26 protein-coding genes are annotated in these 26,411 nt (G+C 36.4%); 7 read left to right on the top strand and 19 right to left on the bottom strand.

Going from position 1 to position 26,411, the window contains the following annotated elements:
- Window positions 1-37: 37 nt before the first annotated feature.
- Window positions 38-400, top strand: coding sequence for a YtxH domain-containing protein (locus ACHZK0_RS05390; protein WP_000030296.1), 363 nt, complete (start codon window positions 38-40; stop codon window positions 398-400).
- A 298-nt stretch (window positions 401-698) separates the two neighbouring features.
- The gene (locus tag ACHZK0_RS05385) at window positions 699-1,256 is read left to right on the top strand and encodes an HTH-type transcriptional regulator Hpr (protein WP_000834921.1); all 558 of its coding nucleotides are present in this window, start codon (window positions 699-701) and stop codon (window positions 1,254-1,256) included.
- Window positions 1,257-1,261: 5 nt separating this feature from the next.
- Here ACHZK0_RS05385 and ACHZK0_RS05380 read toward each other — a convergent pair whose 3' ends face one another.
- Complete coding sequence (locus tag ACHZK0_RS05380) at window positions 1,262-1,597, bottom strand: DUF1878 family protein (protein WP_063262020.1); 336 nt, start codon at window positions 1,595-1,597, stop codon at window positions 1,262-1,264.
- 118 nt (window positions 1,598-1,715) lie between these two features.
- On the opposite strand from ACHZK0_RS05380, the gene ACHZK0_RS05375 reads away from it, so the two are divergent.
- Entirely contained in the window at window positions 1,716-1,910 is a 195-nt protein-coding gene (locus ACHZK0_RS05375) for a hypothetical protein (protein ID WP_000172690.1), read from the top strand.
- Between the two features lie 30 nt (window positions 1,911-1,940).
- Here ACHZK0_RS05375 and ACHZK0_RS05370 read toward each other — a convergent pair whose 3' ends face one another.
- Window positions 1,941-2,054 (bottom strand): hypothetical protein, encoded by a 114-nt coding sequence (locus ACHZK0_RS05370; RefSeq protein WP_002007073.1) that lies wholly within the window; start codon window positions 2,052-2,054, stop codon window positions 1,941-1,943.
- A 279-nt stretch (window positions 2,055-2,333) separates the two neighbouring features.
- On the opposite strand from ACHZK0_RS05370, the gene prsA reads away from it, so the two are divergent.
- The 3 genes from prsA (at window position 2,334) to ACHZK0_RS05355 (ending at window position 6,625) form a co-directional block, all read left to right on the top strand.
- Window positions 2,334-3,197, top strand: coding sequence for a peptidylprolyl isomerase PrsA (gene prsA / locus ACHZK0_RS05365; protein WP_071721544.1), 864 nt, complete (start codon window positions 2,334-2,336; stop codon window positions 3,195-3,197).
- A 441-nt stretch (window positions 3,198-3,638) separates the two neighbouring features.
- Window positions 3,639-5,969, top strand: coding sequence for an RNA polymerase recycling motor HelD (gene helD, locus ACHZK0_RS05360; protein WP_395761292.1), 2,331 nt, complete (start codon window positions 3,639-3,641; stop codon window positions 5,967-5,969).
- Between the two features lie 86 nt (window positions 5,970-6,055).
- Window positions 6,056-6,625, top strand: coding sequence for a hypothetical protein (locus ACHZK0_RS05355; protein WP_395761291.1), 570 nt, complete (start codon window positions 6,056-6,058; stop codon window positions 6,623-6,625).
- 95 nt (window positions 6,626-6,720) lie between these two features.
- Here ACHZK0_RS05355 and ACHZK0_RS05350 read toward each other — a convergent pair whose 3' ends face one another.
- The 15 genes from ACHZK0_RS05350 to ACHZK0_RS05280 form a co-directional block, all read right to left on the bottom strand.
- On the bottom strand, window positions 6,721-7,992 hold the full coding sequence (locus ACHZK0_RS05350) for an FtsW/RodA/SpoVE family cell cycle protein (protein ID WP_395761290.1): 1,272 nt from the start codon (window positions 7,990-7,992) through the stop codon (window positions 6,721-6,723).
- Window positions 7,993-7,999: 7 nt separating this feature from the next.
- The gene (locus tag ACHZK0_RS05345) at window positions 8,000-8,407 is read right to left on the bottom strand and encodes a PadR family transcriptional regulator (RefSeq protein WP_262742850.1); all 408 of its coding nucleotides are present in this window, start codon (window positions 8,405-8,407) and stop codon (window positions 8,000-8,002) included.
- Window positions 8,408-8,411: 4 nt separating this feature from the next.
- Complete coding sequence (locus ACHZK0_RS05340) at window positions 8,412-8,945, bottom strand: sigma-70 family RNA polymerase sigma factor (protein WP_270343592.1); 534 nt, start codon at window positions 8,943-8,945, stop codon at window positions 8,412-8,414.
- A 396-nt stretch (window positions 8,946-9,341) separates the two neighbouring features.
- On the bottom strand, window positions 9,342-11,024 hold the full coding sequence (gene glpD, locus ACHZK0_RS05335) for an aerobic glycerol-3-phosphate dehydrogenase (protein WP_270606712.1): 1,683 nt from the start codon (window positions 11,022-11,024) through the stop codon (window positions 9,342-9,344).
- Window positions 11,025-11,157: 133 nt separating this feature from the next.
- On the bottom strand, window positions 11,158-12,648 hold the full coding sequence (gene glpK, locus ACHZK0_RS05330) for a glycerol kinase GlpK (protein ID WP_262742853.1): 1,491 nt from the start codon (window positions 12,646-12,648) through the stop codon (window positions 11,158-11,160).
- 12 nt (window positions 12,649-12,660) lie between these two features.
- Window positions 12,661-13,482 (bottom strand): glycerol uptake facilitator protein GlpF, encoded by an 822-nt coding sequence (glpF, locus tag ACHZK0_RS05325; RefSeq protein ID WP_064473812.1) that lies wholly within the window; start codon window positions 13,480-13,482, stop codon window positions 12,661-12,663.
- 228 nt (window positions 13,483-13,710) lie between these two features.
- A complete protein-coding gene (gene glpP / locus ACHZK0_RS05320) occupies window positions 13,711-14,271 on the bottom strand; it encodes a glycerol uptake operon antiterminator GlpP (protein WP_061678705.1) in 561 nt (186 codons plus the stop codon).
- 160 nt (window positions 14,272-14,431) lie between these two features.
- Window positions 14,432-15,628: an oxalate decarboxylase family bicupin gene (locus tag ACHZK0_RS05315; protein WP_395761289.1), complete on the bottom strand. Its 1,197-nt coding sequence runs from the start codon at window positions 15,626-15,628 to the stop codon at window positions 14,432-14,434.
- A 569-nt stretch (window positions 15,629-16,197) separates the two neighbouring features.
- Window positions 16,198-16,341: a hypothetical protein gene (locus ACHZK0_RS05310; protein ID WP_395761288.1), complete on the bottom strand. Its 144-nt coding sequence runs from the start codon at window positions 16,339-16,341 to the stop codon at window positions 16,198-16,200.
- A gap of 1,040 nt (window positions 16,342-17,381) precedes the next feature.
- Window positions 17,382-17,582, bottom strand: a complete 201-nt coding sequence (locus ACHZK0_RS05305) for a sporulation YhaL family protein (protein WP_000449229.1) — start codon at window positions 17,580-17,582, stop codon at window positions 17,382-17,384.
- Window positions 17,583-17,658: 76 nt separating this feature from the next.
- On the bottom strand, window positions 17,659-18,531 hold the full coding sequence (locus tag ACHZK0_RS05300; protein ID WP_395761693.1) for an alpha/beta fold hydrolase: 873 nt from the start codon (window positions 18,529-18,531) through the stop codon (window positions 17,659-17,661).
- A gap of 239 nt (window positions 18,532-18,770) precedes the next feature.
- Window positions 18,771-19,016, bottom strand: a complete 246-nt coding sequence (locus ACHZK0_RS05295) for a Phr family secreted Rap phosphatase inhibitor (RefSeq protein WP_395761287.1) — start codon at window positions 19,014-19,016, stop codon at window positions 18,771-18,773.
- A complete protein-coding gene (locus ACHZK0_RS05290; protein ID WP_395761286.1) occupies window positions 19,016-20,110 on the bottom strand; it encodes a hypothetical protein in 1,095 nt (364 codons plus the stop codon). Before ACHZK0_RS05290 ends, ACHZK0_RS05295 begins: the two co-directional genes overlap by 1 nt.
- A 255-nt stretch (window positions 20,111-20,365) precedes the next feature.
- The gene (locus tag ACHZK0_RS05285; RefSeq protein ID WP_270343577.1) at window positions 20,366-21,343 is read right to left on the bottom strand and encodes a ring-cleaving dioxygenase; all 978 of its coding nucleotides are present in this window, start codon (window positions 21,341-21,343) and stop codon (window positions 20,366-20,368) included.
- A gap of 44 nt (window positions 21,344-21,387) precedes the next feature.
- A complete protein-coding gene (locus tag ACHZK0_RS05280) occupies window positions 21,388-22,332 on the bottom strand; it encodes a ring-cleaving dioxygenase (protein ID WP_262742860.1) in 945 nt (314 codons plus the stop codon).
- Window positions 22,333-22,798: 466 nt separating this feature from the next.
- Here ACHZK0_RS05280 and ACHZK0_RS05275 point away from each other — a divergent pair, with 466 nt between their 5' ends.
- Window positions 22,799-23,311 carry a hypothetical protein gene (locus ACHZK0_RS05275; protein WP_332298641.1) on the top strand — a complete coding sequence of 171 codons (513 nt, stop codon included), beginning with the start codon at window positions 22,799-22,801 and terminating at the stop codon, window positions 23,309-23,311.
- A 401-nt stretch (window positions 23,312-23,712) separates the two neighbouring features.
- Here the strand turns inward: ACHZK0_RS05275 and ACHZK0_RS05270 are convergent, their stop codons facing one another.
- Complete coding sequence (locus tag ACHZK0_RS05270) at window positions 23,713-25,140, bottom strand: serine hydrolase domain-containing protein (RefSeq protein WP_395761285.1); 1,428 nt, start codon at window positions 25,138-25,140, stop codon at window positions 23,713-23,715.
- Window positions 25,141-25,434: 294 nt separating this feature from the next.
- Window positions 25,435-26,379, bottom strand: coding sequence for a 3'-5' exoribonuclease YhaM (yhaM, locus tag ACHZK0_RS05265; RefSeq protein ID WP_000726650.1), 945 nt, complete (start codon window positions 26,377-26,379; stop codon window positions 25,435-25,437).
- Window positions 26,380-26,411 lie beyond the last annotated feature (32 nt).

Raw genomic sequence — 26,411 nt, 5'->3', positions numbered from 1 at the left:
TCATGAATACGAACAAAAAATAAGGAGGTTTCCTTTTATGTCAAAAGCTAAATCCTTTATTACAGGTGTCATTTGCGGCGGAGCAGTTGCTGGACTAGCTGTTCTTTTCTCTACTCCTTCTTCTGGTAAAGCTATGCGCGGCAAGCTAAAAGAAAAAGGAACTGATATTAAAAAGACTTTAGCTGATATTACAGCTGATACAAAATTATTAAAACGTCAAATCGTTGAAACTGCTTCAGAAGGTAAAGAAGTGTTTCAAGAATTAAAAGACGATATGCAAGACACGCTTTCGAACTGGAAGCAAGATATTTCTCAAAACAAACGCCATATTGAGAAAGAGATTTTGGACATTCAAAAATCAATTGAGAAACTACAAGAAGCTGTTCCGGAAAAAGCGTAAACAAATTCCTGCTTAGTTTTTTGCATATAACAAATATTTTTTATATAAATTGACCTTAACACGGCATATCACACAGATATGCCGTGTTTTTATGCATTTACAATATATGTTATCACTTAACATGTATGGACAACGCATGTGTTCTCGACTCATAAAACGCTTCCATAGTTATGCATGATTTGTATAGAATGTCATTTTTCCAAAAAATTTTCACAATTCTCACAAAAAGACTTTATTAATTTTTATTTTACTGGCATAATAGATAGTAATGAAAAAGAATGTTAAAGTGGGTGAGTAAATGAAAAGTGGAGAAAAAGATTACTCGGTAAAAGAAGCGATGATTTTCAGCCAACGCATTGCTCAATTATCGAAAGCGTTATGGAAATGTGTAGAGAAAGATTGGCAACAGTGGATTAAGCCTTACGATTTAAACATCAATGAACATCATATTTTATCAATCGCTTATCATTTAAAAGGGGCTTCTATTTCTGAGATTGCTAAGTTTGGAGTTATGCACGTATCAACGGCGTTTAACTTCTCGAAAAAGCTGGAAGAACGCGGCTATCTTGTATTCTCGAAAAAAGAAGATGATAAACGAAATACGTACATTGAGATTACAGACAAAGGGGAAGAATTACTACTTCGCTTAATGGAGGAGTATGATCCTGAAAATAACTCTGTATTTAATGGGGCTCTTGCACTTCGTAATTTCTATGGTAAGTTCCCAGAAAATATCGAACTTATCGCTATCTTGCGTAACATTTACGGACAAGACTTCATCGATATTTTTGAGAAATCATTAGAGAATATTGAGGAGAACTTTACGGAAACCGATCAGAAGTTAGTTAAGAAGTAATCTATTTATTTTTTCGCAATCATGCTTAAGAATTCATTCATAAGCGGGTTAAATAAACCTTGTTTTGCTAGCGCTTCCGCAGTTTCGTGTACTTCGAGCTGATGTGGAAGCGCTTTTTCAAATTGATCTAACAGCGCATCGAACAGAAGAAGCCCTTCTGCTTTTTCCACTACATATTGCTCGTTCAGTATTTCACAAAGTTGTAGTATACGTTCAATATCTTTTTTGCGAGCTTTTTTCTTTATGATTAAAGAATAAAATGGACACTTTTCTTCATCAATCATTTTAAATAGTAGGTCTACGTAGTATTCAGCTTGTTCTAATCTTCTAACAACGTCCATTTTCTCCCTCACTTTCTAACACAAAGTCTTCTATTTCTGAATTTTATAACACGAACAAAATATCGTATGATACAATATATAAAGTATATGTATTTTAGCCAAAAGGAGGTCTCGCCTCATGACACTTATAACAGTTGTTTTTGTCGCATTCGCACTTCTTGTTATATTTTACACGAATTTTATGACACATACACTGTGTGAACGAAAACAAATAGCTGCGAGCCGCCAACCCGGTGTCTTTCGGGTTATTAATGTATGTATAACAATTTTATTAATTTCTAGTTATATAGAAATTATATTTCATGGAAAGTGAGGAAGGAAGCCCCTTCCTCACTTTTTTCCTCTATAAGCAAATTATACCTACTATAACCAATAAAATAAACAGTACAAGTAATAAAATAAGTTGAGAATTCATCCCCATCCCCTCCTCTTTTCTGTATATGCGGCATGCGCCCAATATGGAACACCTTCAAAATCTGACACGGACTGGTTAAATTTTCTTTATCAATATGAAATCGAGTCGAAATATGATATATTAAATTTTGTACATATTGCTTATACTATGAAATAAATGACACGCATCTTAACTTTATCCTAAAGCCTCGGTAAGCCCTGTTAAGCGCGCTTTACCAATACAAAAAGCAAAAGTATCAGTGAGACTTAATCGGGCTCTTATGAACTAAAATTCATTGGGTAGGATAAATTAAAAATACATAATAGTAGGAGTGTTTATCGAATGAAGAAAGCTATGCTTGCCTTAGCCGCAACAAGTGTAATCGCATTATCAGCATGTGGAACATCATCATCAGACAAAATTGTTACATCTAAAGCTGGTGACATTACAAAAGACGAGTTCTACGAGCAAATGAAAACACAAGCTGGTAAACAAGTACTAAACAACATGGTTATGGAAAAAGTACTTATTAAAAACTACAAAGTTGAAGACAAAGAAGTAGACAAAAAGTTCGATGAAATGAAAAAACAATACGGTGATCAATTCGATACACTATTAAAACAACAAGGTATTAAAGAAGAAACTTTAAAAACTGGTGTGCGTGCTCAATTAGCGCAAGAAAAAGCTATCGAGAAAACAATCACTGATAAAGAATTAAAAGATAACTACAAGCCTGAAATTAAAGCAAGCCACATTCTTGTAAAAGATGAAGCAACTGCGAAAAAAGTTAAAGAAGAACTTGGACAAGGTAAATCTTTCGAAGAGTTAGCGAAACAATACTCTGAAGATACTGGTTCAAAAGAAAAAGGTGGCGACTTAGGATTCTTCGGACCTGGTAAAATGGTTAAAGAATTCGAAGATGCTGCTTATAAACTGAAAAAAGATGAAGTAAGCGAGCCTGTGAAATCACAATTCGGTTACCACATCATTAAAGTAACAGACATTAAAGAACCAGAAAAATCATTCGAACAATCAAAAGCTGACATCAAAAAAGAAATCGTTCAGAAAAAAGCACAAGATGGCGAATTCATGAACGATCTTATGATGAAAGAAATCAAAAAAGCTGACGTAAAAGTTGACGATAAAGATTTAAAAGATCTTTTCAAAGAGCAAAAAGCTGACGCTAAAAAAGACGAAAAGAAATAATGAAAAGCTCGGGCTAATCCCGAGCTTTTTTGTTTGCCCTCTTCTCGTAATACATTGCGTCTAGATTCGGTACATGAAATTATGTAGTTGATTTTCGTGAATCTAAATTATATCGACCGCAACTCCAATTATATCGGCGATTTTCAAAATATATCGACTATAACTCCAATTATATCAGCGATTCTTGAAATATATCGACTTACCGACAAAAACTGACAATGATCGCAATCCCCTCTTCAAGAAGCACAAAAAACCTTGATTCCATCACACACGGAACCAAGGTTTATCTTATTATTATTGATTAAATGAAAAAACTATGTTAAATTAGTACAGAAACACGTTTTTAAAAATATACCGAACGTATTTATCCGTATCTTAATTGTACACCAAAACACATCTTCAGTCAACCTCTATTTTTCACTTTTAAAGGAGTGCTTACGTATGAACAAAAAACTTGATTTAGAGCAAAAACGATTGGATACCGTAATAGAAACGATTACGCAGCAAATTGATAAACTGGAAAATGAAACTGGCAGACGCCGTGCGGAAGTAATCCATATTCGTAAACATTTCTGGGATGACGTGAAAGTGAATACTGATACTTTTGATGATTATCTTGAAACAGTTATCAACTTAAGACAACAAGCTCAGTCACTAGCTGTCACACAAATTACCCATAAGCACACCTTTAATCGACTTGCCGCATTAAGACGCATGCATAAAGCACCTTACTTCGGGCGAATTGATTTCAAAGAAGAAGGAGAATCTACTGCGGATCAAATTTATATCGGCGTAGCTACACTTACTGATGCAAGCGGAGAAAACTTTCTTATATATGACTGGCGCGCACCCATTTCGAGTGTGTACTACGATTATCCACCAGGGCCAGCTGAATACAGTACACCAGGAGGCATAATCCACGGTAATGTGGAGAAAAAATTACAATACATTATTCAAAATGGCGAGATTGATTCTATGTTCGATACGAGCCTTACAATTGGTGATGAAATCTTGCAACAAGCGCTCGGAAAAGGTACGAACAAACATATGCAAAGCATCGTTGCTACAATTCAGCGCGAGCAAAATGAAATTATCCGTCACGATGAAGGCCGACTTCTTATCGTGCAAGGAGCTGCTGGTAGCGGTAAAACGTCCGCTGCGCTGCAACGAATCGCCTACTTACTATATAAATATCGCGAATGGCTAAAAGCGGATCAAATCATTCTCTTCTCCCCTAACTCTATGTTCAACAGCTACGTATCTAACGTATTGCCTGAACTCGGTGAAGAAAATATGCAGCAAGTGACATTCCAAGAATATTTAAACCATAGACTAAGCAAGTCATTTGACGTTGAAGATCCTTATGAACAATTAGAATATATGTTAACGGAAACGAATAGCCCTACCTATAAAGCAAGAAATGCGAGCATTCGATTTAAAGCATCTACCCAATTTTTCGAGATGATTCGAGCGTACAGACAATCTCTTGAATCTTCAGGCATGCTATTTAGAGGTATGAAGTTTAGAGGAAAGTTAATTGCTTCTGCTAAAGAAATTACAGAGCAGTTTTACAACACTGACTCCTCCCTCCGCTTCCATAATCGAATTGAAAAGTTAACGGATTGGCTAAATAAACAAATAGATGCAATTGAAAAAGCAGAACTGAAAAAGCCTTGGGTAGAAGAAGAAATTGAATTACTGAGTAAAGATGAATACCAAAAGGCTTATAAATATTTACAGAAAAAAGGCGAGTTTGACGACAACTCCTTTCATGATTTTGAAAAAGAAACGAAAGTACTTGGACGTATGATTGTCCGTAAAAGATTGAAACCACTTCGTAAAGGCGTTCAAACATTGCGTTTCATCAATTTCACAGGCATATATAAACAGCTCTTCACAGATGCATCATGGGTTACTGGAGAAAAACCGAAAGAATGGGATGACATTTGCTCCTTAACAGTAAACATGCTTGATGAAGGAAAGCTATATTACGAGGATGCGACGCCATTTTTACTTTTAAAAGAATTAATTGAAGGCTTCCAAACGAATAGATCGATTAAACACGTACTCGTAGACGAAGCGCAAGATTATTCACCGTTTCAATTTGAGTTTTTAAAACGTCTCTTCCCTGCTGCGAGAATGACTGTACTCGGAGACTTTAACCAAGCGATATTTGCCCATGCGAGTGAAGCAGTGAATTTCAATACACTTACTAGCTTATACGGACCAGATGAAACGAACGGTATCAACTTAACTCGTAGCTATCGCTCAACAAAACCGATTATTGAATTTACACGCGCTCTCGTACCGGAAGGAAAGAACATCCATGCATTTGAACGTGACGGTGAGAAACCTACAGTGACGAAAGTATCCAGTGACAGCGAACTGCACGAGCATATTACTGCCAAAGTTGCTGCACTACAAACAGAGCAGCACAATACGATCGCAATTATATGTAAATCTGCAGCTGAAAGCGCCGCTGCCTACGAAGCACTTCGTCATATCGAAAATATTAAACTTGTGAAAAGTAACTCAGCCGAGTATGAGCAAGGCATTGTCGTGATCCCCGCTTACTTAGCGAAAGGTATCGAATTTGATGCTGTTATTATTTACGATGCTTCTAAAAATGTGTACAGTGATGAGAGCGTTCGTAGATTATTCTATACTGCTTGTACACGCGCGATGCATGAATTACAACTTTATAGCGTTGGCGAGATTAGTCCTTTTATACTCGGGGCTAATTCGGAGAGTTTTGAGCTTATTACACCTTGATACTAATCAAGGTGTTTCTTTTTTATGAAGGATTTACACCTTAAAAGTAGAATATATCAGTTTAGAAAAAGCTAAGGAGTGAAAAGATGAACCATTATTTTATTGCTATCTATGACGGCGTGTTTCCTACTGAAAAATTACATACCATTTTACAATCTAATCCTACTTTTACCGACCTAAACATCTGCCCTCTCTCAATCTCATCACCAAGACCTATCACATTATTAGTTGGCGCAGAACACGATACACTCACAACTGGTCTTACAGATACATACCATTTATTAACGCAAGAGTTGCAAAAACTAGAAGAACAAGAAAAGTACTATTACGTATACGATTATAAAACTAGAAAGACCATCGAGAATCCCAACCAAAAATGCTTCCCATTAGCAAAAATCAATATAAGTGTTACGAAATTCCATCAGATGATTCAAAAAGTAAAAGACTTAAAACGACCTGTATTTGCAGGTTATAACATCACTTCTCATGATTCGGATATACTTACGATTGATGTACTTCTTTCTTCACCTTTATTGGATCCTAACACTTCCGAAAAAGATGCGGAAGAATATACCTATTTACAACAGCTAGCTGAATCAATTTCTCGTTCTGAATTATGTACATCTATTAAAGCAAGTTCGCTTATTACAACATAAAAAGAGGGTTATTTATCATAACCCTCTTCTGCTATCTATTTACGTCTATACTTGATCATAATAATGCACTCTTTTACATGTAACTTATATAAGTATCAAGGTGTTTTTCTTATTCTAAACGGCATATCTTTACGCCGATATACACTCAGCACGATCCCCATTATAAGCGCATGAAATACAGTCGGCGTTAATCCGTAGCTAATAAAAGGTAAGGATATAGCAGCATGCGGCAATAATCCTAGTATCATTCCAACATTATAAATGAACTGGAATACAAAAAGAGTCACTCCACCAACGAGCAGCAATTTACCGTACCGATCATTTATTTTATAAGAGATGACTATTAATCTTGCTGTAAAAAGAGAAAGAACTAAGACAAGAATGAGCGCAAGCCAATATCCATAATAGTAAGTCAAACTAGCAAATACAAAATCAGTATCTCCAGCAGGGATGAACCTTGTATCTCCAGCTGTACCAAACCAACCTGCTGACGACATCGCCTCTTTTAAACGTATATACATAAACCCTGCGCCACGCGCATCACTCTCTGGATTTATATACCCTAAAAATCTCTCCAAGTAGTATGTTTTTGCTGAGGTCACGGAAAAGAATACCTTAATAATAAATAAACAAATGGGTACAGCTGTAATAATCACTGCCGTTTTCTTTCCTAATTTACTCCACCAAAGCATAACGAAGACCATTGCGATATAAATAAACATTGTTGAAAAAGCGGATCCAATTAAGAATAAATATAGCGAAAATAAATATAAAGCGACGAGATACCTAACTTTCAACCTACTATTATTGAAAAAAGAAGCCCAGGCTTGAAAAAAGAACGGCACTGCCATTAAACGACTAATTGCAACGGGCCCAATTTTTATTAACGGTTCTCCAGCCACCGAAACGCTCGGAAAACAATATAATATTAACAAAATAAGTACACCAATTGTGTAAAACAGCCACCCAAATCTCTCTAATTTCCGGTAATCAATCAGCATCATCACTACAACTGTTGCAATGCCGAGAATAACAGATATTACCTTATTCATTAGTAAGTCATCCATATATCCAAAAGCTATAACTGGTAAAAAACCCAGTCCCATAGCAGCCACTAATAAAATAAGTAAAAACCAATCCACCTTTGGCTTATGAAGTTTATTAAGTTCTTGCCCTAGTTTAATCGGACTCCCCATTTGTTCAACAGCTTTTTCTTCAGCAATTTCCTCGCTTAATCCTTTATCCATCCACATATTCTTCGTCTGTTTTAAGTGAAAGTCTAGCTCAGTTGTTACAAAGCTCTTTGCTTCTTTTGATTTAATATGATTCGTAACCTCGCTTACAAAACGCTCCCCTTTTTTATTCAATTTCGCCTCACTCCTGTACTAAGCCTTTTAATATAAATTGTACCTTCGTAGCATTTTTTTCTGCCTTTCGCAGCATCTTTCTTCCTTTATCATTTAATTGATAATATTTCACTCCTGCATGATCCCAACTAGATTGGATAAAACGGTTCTGTTCTAGACGATGTAATACTGTGTATAGAGACCCTTCATCACCTTCGAATTTTTGAATCCCTCTCCCACGCAGTAACTGAATCAATTCATAACCTGTTTTTTCATTCATAAGAAGTTGCAACACTGCTAAAAGGATATCTTCTTCCTTTTCGGACGATTGATTGATTTTTTCACGTACCCGCTTCCGGTGCTGATCAGAAAAACTCAAATGTTTAAACGTTGTATTCTCCATTGATTTTCGCAGGCCTTTTAATCGATCTTCCATTTGATTATTCCTCCAATCCTTTCTTCAAAAGCTCCTTCGCTTTTTTCAGTCTCGTTTTTATCGTATTTTCCTTCACTTCTATTACTGTAGCAATCTCCTTAATTGATAACTCTTCATAATAAAATAGATAAATGACTTCTCGATATTTTATCGGTAAATTCATTACCGCAGAAGCGAGCTCACGGTCCTCAGCATTTTGAATAACAGTTTGTTCGACACTATCATTTTGAATCCCCATATAAGCAGATTCATCCTCTGTCACGATCACCTTTTTGTTATACCAACTTTTTATATAGTCCTTACATTGATTAATCGCAATTCTCCACAGCCACGTTTTCACATTTGACTTCCCTTTGTATGTATGAAGAGATTTATAACATTTCACAAATATATCTTGCGTTACATCCTCAGCAATCTCTTTATTATTCACATATGAATACACAAGCTGCAGGACTTCTTGTCCATACTTATTCATAATCTCATCGATAAGGAGTTCCTTATCTTCTATTTCAAACGCTTCTACCGTTAATTCATCCACACTATTTCCTCCTTCCCATATATTAGACGACGTACTGTATGGAAAAGTTTTATAAATTTATAAAAAAATCCGGTTGGCAATAACATTTTTGATAAAACACTTCCCCAGCCACTTACATATAATAAACCGAATAGTCGTTACAATACATTCACCTAAAGAGCGCCTCTCTCCCAAGGCGCTTTTTAAGTTTGCAATAAGGGTTTTGTTTTCTATCGTCAAGATTCCCCTCATCGCTATATTAAAAAGAGAACCGATTTAATTGAGTCCTCTTTCATCCTAACACTCACTTAAAGAATCTAATATTTCATGACCATACAAAGATGGCTTGCTAATATCAAAACCGATACATAACACACAAAAACCACCTAAAGGCTCCCCTTCAGGTGGTTTTCTATTTTACGCTAACGCAGCTGCCTGTTCTTGTTGATCTACAGGAATTACAGCGTCTGTTAATGCTTTTTCTAGTTCTGCTGTGTATTTCATTTGCTCTTCTTTGCTCCAGCCTAGTTTCGCAGCCATGTAGTTGATTACTGCTTCTTTCCACTCGTATACCCAGTGGATGTTGAAGAATACAGCGCCTCTGCGGCGTACGAAGAAGTCAACTGGTTTTGCTGTCATTTCGTAATCCATTGCGTATACAAGTGGGATTAGAACGTCTAGCGGCATATTGTATTCTTTCGCTTCGTCTTTATGTTTTTTCGCTAAGTCGAATAATACGTCTACGTTAGAGCCGTAGAATTTCGCGAATTCTTCTGCTTGTGCTGTCGTTAAACCGTATTTCGTACCTTCGCCTGCTTTTTTCGCAACGAATGCTGGGAATCCGTGTGAACCATCTACATGTCCACCAGAGATTGGCATATGTTTCGTGTCGCTCTTCGCATATGCACTATGACCTTCTTTTTGTAATAGATTCGTTACGTAGTCTACTACCATTTCAGCCATTTTGCGGTATCCAGTTAATTTACCACCTGCGATTGTAATTAAACCAGATTCAGAAGTCCAAATTTCATCTTTACGAGAAATTTCAGATGCATTCTTACCTTCTTCATAAATTAACGGACGTACACCAGCCCAACTTGACTCAATGTCTTTCTCCGTAATTTTTACGCTCGGGAACATGTAGTTAATCGCATTAATGATGTATGTGCGATCTTCTGTTGTCATGTGCGGTACAGCTGCGTCTTTATCATAGAACGTATCTGTTGTACCTACGTATGTTTTTCCGCCGCGAGGAATCGCGAACACCATACGTTTATCTGGTGTATCGAAGTAAATCGCTTGGCCTAATGGGAAACGTTTTTGGTCAATTACTAAGTGAACACCTTTTGATAACTGAAGTACTTTTCCTTTTTTCGAGTTATCTTTTTCACGCAGTGTATCTACCCAAGGACCAGCTGCGTTTACAATTTTCTTACCGTACACTTCATATACTTCTCCATCTAGTAAATCGATTACACGTACACCACATACTTTTCCATCTTTATATAAGAAACTGTCTACTTTTGCGTAGTTAACAGCTTTCGCACCGTGTTCAATTGCTTCTTTCATTACTTCAATTGTAAGACGCGCATCGTCTGTACGATATTCTACGTAGTAACCGCCGCCTTTTAATCCTTCTTGTTTTACAAGAGGCTCTTTGTTTAATGTTTCTTCGCGGTTAAACATTTTTCTGCGCTCGCTTCGTTTTACGCCTGCTAAGAAGTCGTATACACGAAGACCAATTGATGTACTGAATGATCCGAACGTACCGCCTGTATGGAACGGAAGTAACATCCACTCTGGTGTTGTTACATGGGGACCGTTCTCATATACGATCGCACGCTCTTTACCCACCTCTGCTACCATTTTCACTTCAAGTTGTTTTAAATAACGTAGACCACCGTGTACAAGCTTCGTTGAACGACTTGATGTACCTGCTGCAAAGTCCTGCATTTCAAACACAATTGTTGATAACCCGCGTGTTGCTCCATCTAATGCAATACCAGAACCAGTAATACCTCCACCAATTACGATCACATCTAACTCTTGTTTATTTACTCCGTTTAATACGTCTTTACGTTGTTTACTTGAAAATTTCATGGTAATTCCTCCCTTTGATAACGAAAAAAGAGACCACAAACTCCGCTATAGATTTCGCCTCTATAGCGCGTTGTGGTCTCTCCAAATCTCCTACCGAATTATTAACTTGTCACCATTATAACACTGTTTATGATTATTTGAAAGCTTTTGTTGCTTCAATTGCTTTTTTCCATCCAGCATATAGCTCTTCGCTTGTTTCCGCTTCCATCGTTGGTTCAAAGCGTTTGTCCATATGCCACTGTTCTTTAATTTCATCTTGGTTTTTCCAATATCCAACCGCAAGACCAGCTAAGTACGCTGCACCTAAAGCTGTCGTTTCGTTGATCACCGGACGCTCTACAGGAACAGCTAAAATATCACTTTGGAACTTCATTAAGAAGTTATTTTTAACAGCTCCGCCATCTACGCGTAATGTGTTCAGTTCAATACCTGAATCTGCTTCCATTGCGCATAATACATCTTTCGTTTGGTAAGCTAAAGATTCTAGCGTTGCACGAATGAAGTGCTCTTTCGTCGTACCGCGCGTTACACCAAACATAGCGCCGCGTACTTCACTATCCCAGTACGGTGTACCTAAACCTACGAATGCTGGTACAACGTATACACCTTCAGTTGATGCAACGCGTGATGCGTACACTTCACTCTCACTTGCATCTTTAAACATGCGCATTCCGTCACGTAACCATTGAATTGCAGAACCTGCTACGAAAATACTTCCTTCTAATGCGTAGTTCACTTTACCATCTATTCCCCATGCAATTGTTGTTAATAGGCCATGCTCAGAAGCTACTGCTTTTTCACCTGTGTTCATTAACATGAAGCAACCAGTTCCGTAAGTGTTCTTCGCCATACCTTCACCGAAACAAGCTTGTCCAAATAATGCTGCTTGTTGGTCACCAGCTACACCTGCAATCGGTACGTTTTGACCGAAGAAGTGATAGTCAATTGTTTCTCCGTAAATTTCAGATGATGGACGTACTTCTGGAAGCATACTCTTTGGCACTGTTAACATATCTAGAAGCTCATCATCCCACTGTAAGTCGTGAATGTTAAACATTAATGTACGTGATGCATTTGAGTAATCTGTTACGTGCGCTTTACCACCAGATAGTTTCCATACAAGCCACGTATCAATTGTTCCGAATAATAGATCGCCGTTTTCTGCTTTTTCTCTTGCACCTTCAACGTTATCTAAAATCCATTTTACTTTCGTACCAGAGAAGTATGCGTCAATTAAAAGACCTGTTTTTTCGCGAACTGTTTCGCTATAACCTTTTTCTTTTAACTCATCACAAATTTCAACTGTTTGACGAGATTGCCATACGATTGCGTTGTAAATTGGTTTTCCAGTCGTTTTATCCCAAACAACCGCTGTTTCACGTTGGTTCGTAATACCGATACCAGCGATTTGTTCTGGTTTTACATCTGCTTCGCTTAAGCAAGTTGCGATAACCGCTAAAATAGATCCCCAAATTTCTTGCGCGTTATGCTCTACCCAACCTGGCTTTGGAAAATGTTGTGTAAACTCTTTTTGAGCTGAATGAACAATTTCACCTTTTTTATTGAACAGAATTGCGCGTGAGCTAGTTGTTCCTTGGTCTAAAGAAAGAATATATTTTTTCATATCGGTTTCCCCCTATGCTACTTTTCTACTATTTGTATTGCTTTCACTTTTTTTACTTGTCATATAAGAGATTGCTAGTACAATCACAGTTGCAATAATCACATAAATAAGTGCTACATTTTGTTTTCCTTCAAATACAACTTGATGGAATAATCCTGCAAGTGATCCACCTAAAATTGGACCAACTACGGGAATCCATGCATACTTCCAGTTTGAACCGCCTTTTCCTGCAATCGGAAGGAAGAAGTGTGCGATACGCGGACCTAAATCACGAGCCGGGTTAATCGCGTATCCTGTTGTTCCACCTAATGATAAACCAATACTTACAATTAAGAAACCTACGATAAATGGATTTAAACCATCTGCAAATTTATTTGCTCCAATTGCTAATATACCAAATACTAAAACGAATGTTCCAATCATTTCACTTAAAAGGTTTGTAAATGTGTTCGGAATTGCTGGACCTGTTGCAAATACGCCTAACTTTGTTCCTGGATCTTCTGTTTCTTTCCAGTGTGGTAAGTAATGTAAATATACAAGAACTGCCCCGATAATTGCCCCAATCATTTGTGCTGCGATATAACCTGGTACGTCACTCCATGGGAACGCTCCCTTAAAAGCAAGGCCTATCGTTAAAGCCGGATTTAAATGTGCCCCACTAATTGATCCAACTGCATACGCTGCTACCGCTACCGCTAAGCCCCAGCCCATTGTAATGACAATCCAACCAGAATCTTTCGCAAACGACTTCTTTAAACTTACACCAGCGCAAACGCCGCCACCAAGTAAGATTAACAACGCAGTCCCTATTAACTCTCCTAAAAATGCTGACATAGTATCCCTCCACAATCAATTTAAACGCTTCCAAATGTGATAGAGGTAAAATGAATGGCCATTCGTTTTTGTAAAAAGAAAAAGACCCACAGCTTTGCACGCTTCTATATAAATTTATATAGAAACAATGAAATGTGGATCTCTTCTTTTCTCCGTCACGTTTATTAACTTGTCTATAATGTTAACCTTTCATGAAAGCGGTGTCAACAGAATTTTTTCACATTTTCGTCACTTTTTTTGGTAATGTTTCCATAGTTCGCGTTTTGATGTCGTAATTGCTGTCGCACCAGCATTTAAAGCTCTTTCAACATCTTCCACAGTACGAATGAAACCACCCGCTAAAATCGGGACACCAGTACGCTCTTTCACCTCAGCAATCACATCCGTTAGCGCACCAGGAAGCACCTCTATATAATCCGGCTTCGTCTTTTCTAGCAAATTACAGCTCTTTTCCATCGCGCTAGAATCAATTAAAAAGATGCGTTGAATTGAAACAACACCCTTTTGCTTCGCCTTCATAATTACACTCGCCTTTGTCGAAAGTAACCCGTACGGTCTAAACTCTTGGCATAAATACTCCGTCGCATGTCCATCACTCTGCAAACCATGAATTAAATCCACATGTAAAAATACCTTCTTACAATATTGCTTCGCAAGTGACACGACACTCTTCAATTGACCGACATGAATATCTAAAATAACAATATACTCATACGAACTATGTAATAGCTTTTCCAAATCTTTAATTTGCCTCACTGCCGGCAAAATCTTCTGTTCATGAAATTCCATTCTAAATGTCCCCTTCTTTATGTCATCCTATCCTTTATAGTACACAATTTGAGTAGAAAGAACAGCTAGTGCGGGGAAATTCTTTCAATTTATCCACGCAAACAAAAAAACGCCATCGCTTCCTATACTTCTATAGAAAGAATAGCGCATACCTCCATTTTTATCCCTCAGATTTTCGGTTATATGAAAACCCCGGATATTTCACAACAGGCCACTTCTCCTTACGCAAGGAATCCATGAATTGCGGCCCAACATGTATATTACTTTCCACTATTTCTTTAGGAGTCAGTGCCATCCATTGATTTAACGATACATCTTCAAAACGATTGCTTCTGAACATCTCTAAAAACCATAATGTTTCTTCACCTGTATTTTGAATATAGTGTCCAGTCGCAAATGGGACGTACCCGACATCACCAGCTCTATAATCAAATGTACGAGCTGTACCATTCCCAAGAAACACAGTCATTCTTGCTTGCCCGGTAAGATAATATTGCCATTCATCATTATTTGGGTGCCAATGAAGTTCTCTCATTCCACCAGGCTCAACTTCAACGAGTGCCGCTGCAATTGTTTTTGAGATAGGAAAATTTGTAGAGTCTACAATTCGGACGCTACCACCAGGAGTTGTAATCGGATTTTGTTTTAACAATTCGTGTTTAAACGTTAAAGGAACTTCTCCTTTTGGTGACTGGACTTCCTGACTCTCAAGCGAACCCGGCACCTCTCCTTGATAAATATAAACTTGATCTGAAGGGATAGAATGAAAAGCACTCTCTGGCACGCCAAAATTAGCCGATAACACTTCTTTTGGCATATGCGCAAACCAGTCGGAAATAGCTAAAGTAGATAAATCCGAAAAATGTCCATCATCGAAAACGAGTAGAAATTCACAATGCTCCAACCCTTGAATCGAGTGCGGAATGCCAGGCGGAAAATACCAAAGATCACCCGGGCCAACATCAGCAATAAAATTCCGTCCATTTTGATCAACAGCTGTTATCCGTGCCCGTCCTAAAAGCATATACGCCCATTCCGCCTCTTTATGCCAATGAAGTTCTCGTACTCCGCCGGCCGTTAAGCTCATATTGACCCCAGCAATCGTAGTTGAAACCGGCAGTTCCCGAACAGTAATCTCCCGAGACCACCCACCTTGTTTTAAAATCATAGAAGTATCTGAGAACGAAAATTTCAAATTAGGAACTAATCCCGCATCCGTAATAGGCGGCACAAGCATATTCGGATTTTGAATATCCCGCATTACATTACGCGGCCCTGAATCAATCGCACCTGCTCCATCGCTCCGTATTGGCTGTGGCACATTCCCTCCCGCTTCATTAACAGTACGTTTCTTCATCATTACACTCCTTTTTCATCCGGTTATTAGGTGAAAAACCTCTATCATAGTGTATGAATTTGGGTTTGGGTGGTTACTGTTTCTATAGATACAACACGTTTCGCTCTAACAGCCTACTACCATTATTATTTAAAATAGAAGATGGACAACAAAAACTTTAAGTAAAATACAAAAAACGCCCTCTGTTTCAGAAAGATTAACAGAAAGCGCTTTCTTTTTTGGATGCAGAAAACATCCGGAAATACATTGACCAAATCCGAATAGTATGATACTTTAAAAATGTATAAAAAGAATTTCTCTTGGTTTACTTTTACATATTTAGTTGAAAACTGCCGTTTTCTAACGGTTTTTTTATTGACTAAAAATCCACAAGAATTCCCTTTTTTATACAAATATAAAACAAAAGGAGTCATTAATAATGGAAAATATTACATCTTCATTATTAGGAGCAATTTTCAGTTGCACTGTCGCGATCTACAATGCTTTATGCCCAATTTTTAGCAAAGAGATTACAATCTTAGTAATCTGGAAACAAGCAAAATACCATTTTGGGGGCTTGTTAGTAATCTTTATAGCCCTATTACTAACACTAATCCTTCAATACCACACGCAAACATTATGGTATGAATACTACCATTGGCTTCTGAACCGAATGATAAATCATTATTTCGAAACACGTATCTATCATGTTGCTGCATAATAGATACATACATTAATTTAAAGACCTCTTTCTTTCGCCAAAAGGAAAGGGGTTTTTAATACTCTGCAAACATTGTTTGCAATATCTAAATGTTACTTCTAATATTAATTAAATTTAACGTTCGTTTAATATCACTATTTACCAATTTTTAATAACCTGGTATATATCTTTGAATTGTTTCTTTCGCCAAAAAGAGACAACGCCTTTTTAGATTCATTGCAAAATTTGTTTGCACTATCTAAATATTATTTCTAATATTTACCACTGTTTACCAAAATATAATAATCTGGTATAGCTAACACTCATAATATTATCAAAAACATTGACTATAATCAATAAAAAAATCTATTATTTACCCTATTTAACTCTCTATTCAAACTGAATTTAATTAATAAAAACCATTAAATTCCATATTCGTTCTGAATTTAATTAATAAAAACCATTTAATTCCATATTTATTCTGAATTTAATTATCAAAAACCATTTAATCCCACATTTATTCTGAATTTAATTATCAAAAACCATTTAATCCTATATTTATTCTGAATTTAATTAATAAAAACCATTTAATTCCATATTTATTCTGAATTTAATTATCGAAAACCATTTAATTCCACATTTATTCCGAATTTAATTATCAAAAACCATTTAATCCCACATTCATTCCGAATTTAATTATCAAAACCTATTTAATTCCGAATTTAGTCATAAAAAGCGTTGACTATAGTCAACAAAAAATCATAAAAAAATCTATCTAAATCCACATAAAAAAACGATAGATTTCTTATCTCAACACTTATAGCGTTTATTATATCTTCACAATTAAGAATCAACTATATACAAAGTTCAAATTATTCGTTGCTTTAGCGATTATATCTTATCCAGTTCTTGTACAATTCTAATTCAAAATAATCCCCACTCTTATCATATAGACTTTACACTAAATTTCTCTATAGATATTCAAAATATGAATATCCAAGCTTCCACTAATAAAAGAAGCTATCTTACACAGACTGTACCTCACAGCCTTTTCAGATAACTTCTCTCTGTTACTTATAATAACACCGAATCTTTATCACTATCCTGATTACGTTTCTCACGCTCTTCTTCTAAACGCTTCATATATACTTCGCCTTCTTTTTCGATAAATTCATTATCCATCTCTTGCTCTTTTTTTGAAGTATATAAAACCATGTAGCCACTTAATACGATCCCTACGATTACAAGATACACCCACCATGGTAAAGTTTCCACTGTACTTCATTCCTTTCCTTAGACAAGCCTTATTAGTTTCACTGTATGAGAAAAGAAGTGGATTTATGCTTAAAATTTATTGTGGATTCTTCGCGAAGAACGCTTGTACATATTCCATAAACTCTATTGGTTCCTGGCGAAACGGTGCGTGGTATCCTTTTTCAATGATATGGAACGTACTATCCGTAAATAGCTGATGATACAGTTCACCATTTTTCCAAGAAACGCTCTTATCGTGTCGTCCCCATATAATTAAAGTCGGTACCTTAATTTTGTCTGCTTCCATCGCGATGCGGCGCTCTCTCATTTTCGTCAACTGATCATAATGTTCTTTATCGTCGCGACTATTTTTCACTGCATTTTTATTATAATCCGTAATCTCTGTTACAGTTTGTAAGTCTGTTGATAGCGGCGGCACTTCATAACTTTCTTTTTGCTGGAAAGACTCTATCCCTGTAGAATCCGCTAAAATGAGATGCGTTACTGCATCCGGATATAAATACGCTAAATTTAGAGACATCTCTCCGCCCATCGAATGACCAAGTACTGCGAACTGATCGTATCCGAGTTTTTTCATTAACTTATAATATAAATTCACTTGCGCAGGAAACGAATACTGAAAATCAACCGGCTTCGAAGAACGTCCAAATCCTAAAATATCAACCGCTATAATCGTGTGATCTCGTGCAAGTTCCGGGTAAATATCACTAAATCCATCAGATGAACCACCAAACCCGTGAAGCATAAGTAAAGGCGGTTTCCCTACGCCAATTTGCTTAAAATAAATCGTCTGTCCATCAATTTGCGCCATATTCTCTTTCGTATTTACCTTCATCATAACAGTATCTTTCACTTCTTTAACCTTCGCAATCGGCTTATCAACGAAGTTACATATAATTAACAAAACGAGCACAATACCGCTAATAAAATAAAACTTAAACCGTTTCAACATTCCCGTCTCCTTTCTCTTGTTGCTATTTAAAGTTTTTACATTATTTGGTTGTTTTATGATTAATTTTAATTGTAACCAATACAGTTACAATTATACTAAAAAAATATTACTCACTTCTATTATTGATGGTTATTTTGTAACTATTATAGTTACATATTTAAAGTAAGTCAATTCTTTTCTCTGCATGGCCTCATAATAAAGAAAAGGACTTCATGTTGAAGTCCTTTTCTTTGTTATTATAGCTGGCTTACTCCGCCGTCACCTCTATTATCTGCTGGTGCTCCGCCTGTGTCGCCTCTAGTATAGTCCGGTTTTACTGGCGCTCCTCCGTCGCCTTTATTGAAGCTAACATAATCTGGTCTTGCTGGTGCTCCGCCTGTCTCTCCTATATTTAATGCTTGATTTGTAAACGCACTGTTAACTCCAATTGATAACGCACCTACTAACGCAATCCCCAACATTCCAAAGTGAATCTTTTTCATTATTTTAGCGCTCCTTTTTTTAATAATTTTTTTTGAGCTTTATGACTCATGTGAAAATAGTGACTTGCTTTATTGTGATTCTCTTCTTTATGAAACCTTAGAGCTAACATTTCAGCGTATTCCTGTATACAACCCCATAGCTCTTCTTTTTCAAAATAAGTAATACCTTCTAAAACTACTTGCTCTAAGCTTAATGTAGGTGATTTTTCGTTTACACTTTTCAAAATCATAAAACGATAGTGAAACTCTTCCTTATTTAATTCTTTACAAATATCCAAACCTTTTTCAACCAGATCTGCTGCCAATTGATATTGCCCTAATTTATAACATTCACGCGCTTCAACAAATAGCGCTTTAAAAAATTTCGGCTGTTTTTTTGTAACTTCGGATGCATGGCGAACTGCAAGTTCCGATAAATCTTGACTAGCATACAAAAAGGCTAAATTATGACGCACCATTAAAATATATTTTTCATAATTTACCTTTTGAAAAATATCCATAGCAGCATTTAAGCTTTCTTCCGCGAGTTCGTAATTTTTCAAATCAATACAACACAGACCAAAAGCATTTTCACATAGCGCTATATTTATTTCGCAACCTATATGTTTTTTGAACTCCTCTTTTGCTTTTCTCAAATAATCAATTGCATTAACTTGTTGATACGTTTGATAGTAAAAATTACCCATACGATAATCAAACTCAGCATTCTCTAAAGAGTGCGAAACGTATTTCAGTAGTATATTTGCCTTTTCATAACTTTCCTTTGCATCATTATATTTAGACATTGAAGTACAATATATCCCTTTAAAAAAATGATAATAATATGCTAAAAATCCTTCAGTTGGAACTTCAAAAGATTCTATTCTTTCAAAACTATTTTCTTTTATATTTAACCAATCCGTCAGCATTTTATATCTAAAATCTAATAACGTAAAATACAAAGATAATTCCTGATCCACATCCAACCCACTAATCTTACTATCAATCTCTTCCTTCATCTCCGTTGCTTTCTCTATATTTTGCTGCAACATTACACGATACCAATCATCTAAAGAATGTTTCATTTGCTCCCTTGTTACTACATCTGCTCCCATACACCTGCATCTCCTTTTCTCAAACTTACAAAATTAGGATATTTATACAATTATCAAAATTGTATAGTATCACCTCTTTTCTATGTATTGAAAAATAATTGTCAGAAAATTTATAATTTAAATGAATTATACCAAATATTTCTATTTTAAAAACTTGAGAAACATTTTTCAGAAAATTTTATAACCCAAATAAAAAAACAAGCAGTTCCAGCGATCAGCTAAAACTACTTGCTCTCCTACTTACTATCTCTATTGTTACTCTTTAATAAATTCCTTCGTGCTTCTTACTGTATCAATTGGACGAACTAGTTTTTCAATTTCTTCACGTTTTGGCTCTAGGAACGGAGGTAATGATAACTTTTCACCAAGTGTTTCGTATGGCTCATCTCCCATAAATCCTGGGCCGTCTGTTGCGAATTCAAATAAAATTTGTGGTGCAACTCTTGCGTATAATGACTCGAAGAAGTGACGATCTACATATCCAGATGACGGAAGGCCAACGCTACCGATTCTCTCAATCCATTCTTCTAATACAGCACGATTTTCTACGCGGAATGCAGCATGGTGCACTGTACCAAATCCTTGTCTTGCTTCAGGAAGAACCGTATTATGTTCTACAATGACAGAAGCACCGTTTCCGCCTCCGTTTACTTCAAATAAATAGAATTCTCCTTCTTGCGCAATCTCTTTAAATAATAGAACTTTCTCTAACACTTCTTTAAAGAAACTAAAGTTTGCGATACGAATGAATACAGGGCCTAAGCCAGTAATCGCATATTCTAATGGAACTGGACCATTTTGCCACGGTGTACCTGACTCGATCCCGTTATCTAATTCATCAGAGATTAACTGATAGTGTTGATCATCAAAATCAACGAAAGAAAGAGTTTTCTTACCAAATTGCTCTTTAATTCCTGTATGCTCCACTTCAAGACGGTCAAAACGTTTTACCCAATACGCTAATGCTGCATCAGTTGGAACACGGAATGAAGTTTTTGAAATCTCATTTGTACCATGTACTCCTTTTGGAATACCTGGGAAATCAAAGAATGTCATATCTGTTCCTGCACTACCTTTATCGTCTGCAAAGAATAAATGGTACGTTTGAATATCATCTTGGTTTACTGTTTTTTTAACTAAACGCATTCCTAAAACGTGAGTGAAAAACTCATAGTTCTTTTCTGCACTACTTGTAATTGCTGTAACGTGGTGAATTCCTTTTAATTGGTTCATTTTATATTCCTCCAATGGTTTTAAATTTTATATTTTCTCTTCTATTATTTCTCTTCAATAGGTGCTAATTTCGCTTCAATTTCTGCTCGCTGATCTTCTAAGAACGGCGGTAAATCAAGTTTTTCTCCTAAATGCTCTACATCCCCATCAACTGTAAATCCTGGTCCATCTGTCGCAATTTCAAATAGGATTCCGTTTGATTCGCGGAAGTATAAGCTTTTAAAGTAGAAACGGTCGATAATGCCTGAAGAATGGAAACCTTTTTGTATCACCTGTTCTTCCCAATAAGCTAGCTCTGCATCGTTTTTTACACGAATTGCCAAATGGTGAATGCTACCACGGCCCGGCTTTTCAGTAGGACCATCCAAATATTTCACAACGATTTCTCCGAAGGCTTCTCCTTTAATAGACTGGAAAATCGCTTCTTCATCGCTTCGGCTAATCTCTGTATAACCAAATATATCTGTTAATGTACTCGCCAGTTTATCAAGTCTACGCACTGTCATTTCCACAGAACCCATTCCTTGAATTTGATGCTGTGCAGGAACTTCTGATTTCTCCCACGTTTCCCAGTGCTCCACTTTTTCTCCGTTTGAAACGAGTAACACGAGGCGAAGACCTTCCGCATCCTCAAATTGCAAAGCAGGACGATTTGCATATGTTGTTATTTCACTATGTTTTACATCAAATCTCTCAAATCGTTCTTTCCAGTAATGTAAGCTTTCCTCTGAAGGAACGAGTAATCCGATTCGCGTAATTGCATTCGTACCACGGTACGTTTTTCCTACTAAAGGCATTTCAAAAAATGATAGTTCCGTACCTGGACTTCCTGTTTTATCTCCATAAAATAAGTGATACATTGACGGATCATCTTGGTTTACCGTCATTTTCACACGGCGCAAACCAAGTACGTTTTTATAAAAGTGATTATTCTCACTTCCGTTTTTTGTAACCATTGAAATGTGATGATGCCCTTTAATTTCATACATTGATAATTCCTCCGTTTCATTTTACTAGTCAAGTGATATCTAAAAAATAATATTTCCAACAAATAATATGGTTATTAACTTTTCAATTTATGCTCATTATGTTTTTATAGCTTAATCGTAGTTTTTACTGAATAAGCTGCACTGAATCCATTTATAAATTACTTTGTTTTGTATACCGAAAGCAACTGAGTGTATGTTTTTCATATGACTCAATCGCTTTCGTTACTATCACTTTACAACTCAAGTGATTAAAAAGCAAGTAATTTATCTCAAATTCGAGATATTTTTTTATTGGATAACATTTTGAACTGGAGAATGATAAAGTGAAGGCTAATAATCAGTGGGGTTTTACTGTCCATTAACGCGGGATAAAGTATTCATACGAAGAGTAGACAACTTCTCCCCTTTAAAAAGGTTTATTACATGTTGAAAAGGAATGTTATCTATAAAAGAAAGGAGTTAATTTATGAATAAAAATATATCATTACTGACCTTATCATTATTCCTATATCTATCCGCTTGTTCGACTGAGACAAACACTGGTAGTACATCTACTACTGAACAAACAAAAGTAAAAACTGCCTCAATACAACAAGAGGAAAATCGTAAACCTATTTTCTTTCAAGGAAAGGAAATAAAGAACATTGAGCTTATATCCACTAAGGTAAAAAATAAAAAAGCAGTTATAAATCTACAGTTTGATCAAATTATTAAATCCATGGAACATACAGGAATAGATAAGGATCGAGAAAGAGTTATTCCTCTTTTGCTAGATGATGAGGCCAAAGCAAATATTGATTATCAAATGAATGTAAATTACCAAGATGGTTCCAATGAAACATATTTAATTTGGCTAGAGGATAAAAAAGTTATAATTGCTCGTCAAGATAATGAAGAACAAAAAAATCTAGAACATTACATAATAAGGGATACAGATGCTCAACAAATATTACGTTTATTTAAGAACAATGTAGAATAACTTCCAATAACGAGGATTATGTAACTAAGCTGCCCATATGGACAGCTTATTGTATTTTTTGCTTAACATATTTTTTCTGAAATGCTGGCGGTACTCAATTTAAAAGTTGATATGCTCCCATTCTAGTGGCAAGATATGTTTTATTTGTTCTTCGTTACACCCATGCGTACTTCTTAACTATTTTATTTCATTTTTAATAAAGTGAAACTTTAATCAGTGGGGGTTTTCTTCATCCCCCACTGATTATTAGCCCTCACCAATCGGACGTTTACGGACAGCCCGACTCCCACCTAACTTCTTTGCTTTCGCTGAATTTGGAGATGTGGTCTTACTGCTCATTAAAGCGGGATAAATCGAAATTTAATGACTTAACATTATGCTAATCTTAGGAGCGAGGTATTTTATCGGTGAGTGTATACAAACCATGTAATGCTTGCTGTTAATAATGTTGACGAAATCAAAGCTGTAAGAACACTATATGTTTGCCAAATAAGTATTGTTGCCCAATCGAAAGCACAGCACAGTATACCTAGGGCAATCGTAGCAGTCAGGAAAATAACTGTTACGGTTATTCTCTTTTTTGTCATTGGCTGCTGATTATTCGTTTTCCTTCTGCGTAATCCTAAGAGAAATAGCAAAACGGCCAATAGGCAAAGAATAATTGTGATAGACGACAAAATGATATCCAAAAGCTGTGTGCCGCTTATTTCATATGACTGAGTTAGATTGCCTTCTAATATATCTTTAACTTTTAGTACCATATTTATATTGGTATTTGTGCCGTTGCTCAGCAAGGAGACGGCTGTTCGTTCATTTGGCAGTATGACTACTTCGGTTCTGAAATTTGGATTGCCCCCAGTGTGTTCTATAATCGTTTGTTCGGCGTTTACGGACCAGCCTGCCGCATAATACATACCGTTAACAGCCGAAACAGACATATCACCCCTATGTGATTTTTCGATAACCATGTGAAATATTTCGGGTATGTCCTGCACGATCCCCATCTGTATGCCCATCCAACGCGCCATATCTTTTGTATTAGAAATGATGTAGCCTGCGGGTTTATTCCCAGCATAATCCGGAGCTTTAAATGGAGTTGTCATAAAAAAGGAAGAACGGTAGCCCTGTGCCAGCTGTCCAGTGGCTTGAGCAGCTTCTTTATAAACATACGTCTGGTGAAGACCTAACGGCTGAAATACCTGTTCCTTCATAAAGTCTTCATAGCTTTGTCGCGACACAATCTCAATAACCAAACCCAATACGTCATAATTAACGGTTCCATAGTTATACTGTTCACCGGGAGGGAACGCCAATTCAGCATCCACGAGCATTTCTACAGTCCTTTGCAACATATCCGGTGTATTGCCTTGTGGAATACTTTGAGTATGCCTAATATTTGTTAGACCACTGGTATGGTGAAGAAAGTTATTTAGTGTAAGGCTTTGCATATCAACAGGTTTCCCTTGATACTTTAACGTAAACCAAGGTAAATATTTTTGGACAGGGTCAGTCATTGAGAGCAGCCCTTGCTCTTCCAATAGCATAATGCCCATACCGGTAAAAGCTTTACTGACCGAGGCTAACTCATAGAGTGTATTTTCACTTGCAGACAACCCCTTTTCACGGTCTGCATACCCTGAAGAAAAGTAGAACACTTCATCATCAGCAAGTATTGAGATTGACATTCCCGGCACACCTGATATACGACAGGCATCATCTAGCAACGCTTGTATTGCCGTAGATTGCGAATCTGACAACGCATAACTTTGTGTTGCAAATCCTGAGAATAATATAAATATCGTTAATACAAAAACAATAATCTTTTTCATAAACTCTCCTTTTTGGAAAATTATAAGAGAATAATATAAATAACCTCCTTTTACAACTACGAAACTAAATTTTAATTTATCTTTCTATTCACCTGTATAATATCAAATAATTACGAATAGTTACACTTGAACGAACAGATGGATGTAATTTGAAACAACTTTAAAGAGCCTTGCTACGTAGAATGTAGTAAGGCTCTTAGCTTTTTAATAATCAAAATTCAATAACTTTATTATCATTATACAACAGCCTCACTAAGCGTATTAACACTTAATGAGGCCATTTGATTCACATTATTAATTATGGAACGTCGGTTTATAGAACGAACGATTATCAAGTGCGAAGACACGCTCTGTGTATTCGCCTGGTTTTGTGCGTCCTAATGCGCGGTCCATCATGTTCATTTTTGCATCTAAGTTATCGATGTAGTGCAGAATTTCTGCTTCTTTTACTAAAGGTGGTTTTGGGCTACCCCATTCTGCTTTTCCGTGGTGAGAAAGGACGATGTGTTGAAGAATTAATACTTCTTCTGCATCGATGTTCAGCTCGTCTGCTGCTTTACCAATTTCGTTCACCATAATAGAAATGTGGCCTAGTAAATTTCCTTCTAACGTGTATGTTGTAGAAATTGGGCCAGATAATTCGATTACTTTACCAAGGTCGTGTAAAATAACGCCTGCGTATAGTAAGTCTTTATCTAATGATGGGTATAGATTTGAGATAGCTTTCGCTAAATCAAGCATCGATACGACGTGATACGCTAATCCAGATACGAATTCGTGATGGTTCTTTGTCGCTGCTGGATATTCTAAAAATTCGTTTTGATGCTTATTTAATAAATGTCTTGTTAGACGTTGAATGTTCGGGTTTCTCATTTCAAATATGTATTGCGTAATTTTCTCGACCATATCTTCTTTTTTCACTGGTGCTTTTTCTACGAAGTCTGAGATATCCGTTACTTCATTTTCATTCGCAACTCGGATTTGTTTCACACGTAATTGAATACGTCCTTTGTAGTTTAGAATGTCACCAGCTACTTTAACGATTGTTTCCGCTACATATTGTTTCTCAACTTCTGGTGATACGTCCCATAGCTTCGCTTCAATATCTCCACTTGGATCTTGTAAGATTACTGTTAAAAACGGCTTTCCATTGCTTGCTAGACCTTTTGTCGCTGTTTTAATTAACAAGAAAACATCGACTTGTTCACCAACTTCATATTCTGCAATTTTCTTTTTCATTCGAATTCCTCCACCATATCAGTTACTTTTAG

The organism is Bacillus sp. 3G2, assembly GCF_044324725.1.
Classification (GTDB): domain Bacteria; phylum Bacillota; class Bacilli; order Bacillales; family Bacillaceae_G; genus Bacillus_A; species Bacillus_A mobilis.
Note: the sequence above shows the minus strand (reverse complement) of the source record. Positions and strands in the feature narration are given on the sequence as shown.